The organism is bacterium, from assembly GCA_018830565.1.
GTDB lineage: Bacteria > UBA9089 > JAHJRX01 > JAHJRX01 > JAHJRX01 > JAHJRX01.
This window is the reverse complement of record JAHJRX010000011.1, coordinates 1-4,375: the sequence shown is the minus strand read 5'-3', so window position 1 is coordinate 4,375 and position 4,375 is coordinate 1. Positions and strand designations below refer to the sequence as shown.

The 4,375-nt window shown below is 36.1% G+C and carries 8 protein-coding genes; all 8 read right to left on the bottom strand.

Features of this window, described 5'->3' with window-relative positions; translation table 11 throughout:
• Positions 1–178 precede the first annotated feature (178 nt).
• Positions 179–487 (bottom strand): hypothetical protein, encoded by a 309-nt coding sequence (locus tag KJ849_00830; protein ID MBU2599118.1) that lies wholly within the window; start codon positions 485–487, stop codon positions 179–181.
• 349 nt (positions 488–836) lie between these two features.
• Positions 837–1,217, bottom strand: a complete 381-nt coding sequence (locus KJ849_00825; protein ID MBU2599117.1) for a hypothetical protein — start codon at positions 1,215–1,217, stop codon at positions 837–839.
• Positions 1,214–1,543, bottom strand: a complete 330-nt coding sequence (locus KJ849_00820) for a hypothetical protein (GenBank protein MBU2599116.1) — start codon at positions 1,541–1,543, stop codon at positions 1,214–1,216. The genes KJ849_00825 and KJ849_00820 overlap by 4 nt, the downstream gene beginning before the upstream one ends.
• Positions 1,544–2,145: 602 nt before the next feature.
• Complete coding sequence (locus tag KJ849_00815; GenBank protein ID MBU2599115.1) at positions 2,146–2,412, bottom strand: YgiT-type zinc finger protein; 267 nt, start codon at positions 2,410–2,412, stop codon at positions 2,146–2,148.
• Positions 2,396–2,626 carry a DUF4258 domain-containing protein gene (locus KJ849_00810; protein MBU2599114.1) on the bottom strand — a complete coding sequence of 77 codons (231 nt, stop codon included), beginning with the start codon at positions 2,624–2,626 and terminating at the stop codon, positions 2,396–2,398. Before KJ849_00810 ends, KJ849_00815 begins: the two co-directional genes overlap by 17 nt.
• 416 nt (positions 2,627–3,042) lie before the next feature.
• Positions 3,043–3,243, bottom strand: coding sequence for a hypothetical protein (locus KJ849_00805; GenBank protein ID MBU2599113.1), 201 nt, complete (start codon positions 3,241–3,243; stop codon positions 3,043–3,045).
• Between the two features lie 320 nt (positions 3,244–3,563).
• A complete protein-coding gene (locus KJ849_00800) occupies positions 3,564–3,965 on the bottom strand; it encodes a hypothetical protein (GenBank protein MBU2599112.1) in 402 nt (133 codons plus the stop codon).
• Between the two features lie 171 nt (positions 3,966–4,136).
• On the bottom strand, positions 4,137–4,364 hold the full coding sequence (locus KJ849_00795) for a hypothetical protein (protein ID MBU2599111.1): 228 nt from the start codon (positions 4,362–4,364) through the stop codon (positions 4,137–4,139).
• Positions 4,365–4,375: the final 11 nt, after the last annotated feature.

The window sequence follows — 4,375 nt, the reverse complement described above, 5'->3', positions numbered from 1 at the left end:
TCTCTACCTAATTTTAAATTAAAATCTCTTAATTGGGTATCAAACTCTGGTAGAATTACAATCTCTGCCCCTAATGGTATTTTTTCTTCTAATTCTGGATGTTCAAATAGATATTTGCTAAACTCTGTACTTAATTCGATATTTCGCTCTATCATTTCCTTTTCTTTACCCATACTGTTCACCCCCTTAGAAATCTCTCTTTATAAATCTCCCAATTTGCTTTGAGATCGCTCTCCGCAAAAATAAGGGCATCGTTATAATCAAAGATTAAAATTGGTGTTTTTGTAACCTGTCCTTTTCTGCTCATCAAATCCCTGTGGGCAAATCCATGAGCAGTATCATATCTTACTACAGGATACCATTTATCACCAATCAAGGTTTCATATTGAATACGAAAATGTACAACCTTCCACTTCTCCCTAATATGCTTGTGTCTATATCTGTCGACTGGTCCAAGTCTTATTGTATATTCAACCTCACCCTTCATATAATCACACCAGTGGTTGGGTTAGGAAACTCGCAACAACATGCCAGATATAAGGCTTGTCTGTTAAATCCTTCCATTTTATTCTGGAAAACGGAACAGGATTACCATCTATATAATACCCTACATAATTCTGTGCAGCTACCCTCATCTCTTCACCTCACTATAATTCAGTCATTAAGTCAATTAGTCAATAATGAGTTATTAAGTTATTGAGCGTATCTCCTATATTTCAATCTGGTTCACTACTAAAAGACTGCTCTCTGATTACATTACAGAATCGTTTTCCAATGATAAAGGCCATGGACACTCATTTTTGTCTCTCGTAAGATTATATCCATTTTGCTCTTTTCTAACTTCCCAACTCTTGCGTGATAATCTCTAAGGTAGTTTCTGTATTCATCTCCTTAGATGTCTCAATTCTATCTTCTCCTATATGGACATGATAAGGAAAATTTGCTACTTCAGGGTGATGGACAACATTATCCCATCTCTTTACCAGGGTTCCATCCTCCTTTTGCCAGTGAAAACTATACTTCTTTATCTGTGCCTGATTTTTTTCTAAGACTATGTATTCCATTAATTCTAAGATGTCATCATTGATTAGGTTAGCCTTAACCCGAATGTAGCCTTCCTGCTCTTTAATCACTTCTTCTCGAATTTGATAACTTCCTATAACTTCACTACTTATTATAAGACTCTTTATCCTGGCTAAGTATTCTTCTATCCTCATCCTCTAAGGAGCCCCTTCATCCTCTCTTCAATTCGTTTCTTCATATCGTAAAGAGCAAACCATTCAATATAGTCCATATCATCTCCGAGATTACCTTCATTAAATCTCTTATAAAAATCCTCTGAATCCATTTTATATCTTTTTTCAAATAGATTCATCTTCTCTTGAAGTTCTTTTATATCTCTTTCATATTTTTCTCTTCGGTAAAACAACAACTTATCTATTGTCTTGTCAACGGTCTTTACGATAACATCATCTTCCATTCCATCCCGAACTAGGTTTTCCAAGGTCTTAATCTTACCCAATGTCTCTGCTATTTCCAACATCTTCCTATCCTCCTTATTGTCTCCTTCTTTTTTCTAAACGGCATAAATTAGACATGGTGCGAAACAAGCGATAACCAGAGGTAACTTTTGTAAAATCAAGGAGTTAGCCTAAAACCTCATAATTTGTTATAAGTCGTTATAAGTTCTAAGCTTATAACAAAAATTGGCTTATTTGGCAACAAGTCTATTTTAGATCCATAAGCATTTTCTCAAACACACCATCGGCTTCCTTGAAAAATCTTTAGCCCAACCGAGTTGGGTTTGGGCATCTTCTTTTGGATATTTCAACAAAGTCTCCATAGTCAGCATCCTCACGAAGACCATTGGCCTTTGCTAAAAACTTGCTCATAAGATTATTCCCTCTCTTTCCACATTCTCAAAGAAAAATGAGCCTATCTTCTCTTACTCCTATTTTGAATTCCTTTTAAAAAATGGATACTCTTTTTATCTTTTCATCACTCCATGCCAGATATAAGGCTTTTCAGCCACACAATTCTGAACAACTACCCTTATCTCTTCACCTCATCAATCTTAAAATTAGATATTGAAAGCGAATAGAACTACATCTCAACCCAATCCACAAAATCAATTTTGATGGAGCACTATATTGCTATAGCAACTTCTTTTATTTCCTCTTGAAGAATAGGTATCTTTTTGGAAAAACTACCTACATCCTCGGCCACTCGATCTACCAACCTATTAAGATTCTCAGCTATCGGGCCATCGATAAACTCCTGTCCACACTCTGAGCAGACATTAGCTGGAACATTTTTTATGGTCAGTTTTATCCAGCCTAAATTATAATCCATCTTTACCCTTCCGTCGGTTACATCCCCATTACATTCTGGGCAATTAAAGTGCTTCATCATTTTTCACCTTCCTTATTTGGAAATTGATCCATTCTGAACTATCTGGGATATATACTGTTACTATAAAGAGAATCCCTATCATTGAAACATCGCAAACAGCATGTAAAGGTATATTGTTAAAGATTGTTCCGTAAACTAAGAATCGATTTCTTTTAGGATACTCTTCAATGATCTTTCCTGTTAAGATGATATAAACAACATCATCTGGTCTTATTCCATCTTTTTAGCTTCTGTCAGAGCATGCTTGTAAAAGATGTGCCTTTCCTCTCGTACCATCTGTCGAACCTGCTCTATGTCAAATACTTCCATTATATTTATACTATCCTCTATAATTTGTGGACTCGCTAAATATTAGTTTAATTCGTTAATTCATTCACAAGATGAAGGATTTCCCTTAATATCTACTTAATTGGTTAATGAGTTAATGAGTGGTTGAGTCAATAAGTCATTAAGTTATTGAGTCAACTAAAATCCATCTTTGTCCCAAAATCCAACTCTTACTCTAATTTCTGAAAAGTAACGATTCTTTTCTTTTCATCAAAGCAAATCCTAAACTTATCAAATATACTAAGCCTGCCAATAACATTGAAACCGGAGCAAATCTTCCTCTAAATTTAATGTAAGGAAACTTCATAATAAGGTTACCATCTCCTCATCAGTAGGAATATAGGTTATAGATACTTCTTTGTCTGGATACTGCTCTTTGGCCTTTTTGAATACTTCTATATTGCTATTGCCAATGGCCACAAGCTCGTTCTTAGTGACGGCAATATATTTTCCGGGATATTTTTCAGAGAATTCCTGAGAGTGCTCTAATAAGTAAGTTCCCATCTTTAGCGCCTCCTATTTTTGGACAATTTGCTCTACTCCACACTCCAGATTCCCCTGGTTTATGAAAACTGGAATGGGTAGAGTAGTTCTGGGGGTAAGACCTGAAAAAAGAATTTACGATATTCAGGAGGTCAAATTTTTATTCAGTCCTCCTCAGAGATTGGTAATTGGCAAAGGTGCTGACCTTATAACCAAGATTGATTTTACTTCTTCTTTTGTTTCCAACATAACAATCTTCCTCCTCGTGTAATGGTAATTGGTTATTGGTCAGTAAGTCATTAAGTCAATAAGGCATTTAGTCATTTTTAGCTAATTCATGTCTATTCTATAAAGACCTCACCTGGCTTTAGAATCGTAACCCTATCTTTCTTTTGTATCTCTCCAATAAGATCTTTTATCTCCTCTTTGCTCAAGATAGAATTCCTCCATAGCATTCTCAAAAGAGCATTTAGGGTGATATATCGAACTCCTTCGGTTTCACAGAATTTTGCCACCTTTTTATCATTAGTCACCAGAGATAATTCTCTATGCTTACAGATTATGAGGGAATCTAATTCTCCTGCCCCAAAAGACTGAGGTAAAGAATATCTCTCCATAATTTCAGCCTCTGTAAGTGGAAGAACTCTAATCTGTCTATCGTGAACTAACTTAAGAATACTCGATAGAGAAGAATAACCGTCATTTATACCATTATATATGCAATCTGATAAATAACTTGACATAATAGTTGTATTTCCACCCCCTACCCCCGCCAGCGGGGGATAGGCTTGTCCTTGTCCGAAAAGGCAACGAAACAAACGGACATCTACGAGGCTGTCCCCCGCTCTGGCGGGGGTTAGGGGGTGGATTTTCCCTACGAAGTATGTCAACTTAATTAAATGGAAATCTCTTCATTACAACATAACCGCCAGATTATCAGGAATTTCACCAGTATATTCGATACAAAGGTTGCCCTTATAATCCATCTGTTCTTTATAAATTTCATCCCTATTCTTAGAATGGGCTATTACTACTCCACAAAGCGGATTAAGGCCTTCATCCAGTTCATAATCAGCAATAAGCACCCACTCATCCTTATACCTCTTCTTAATAGCCTCGATCTTCTCTTTCTCCTTGGCCATTTTGACTGCCT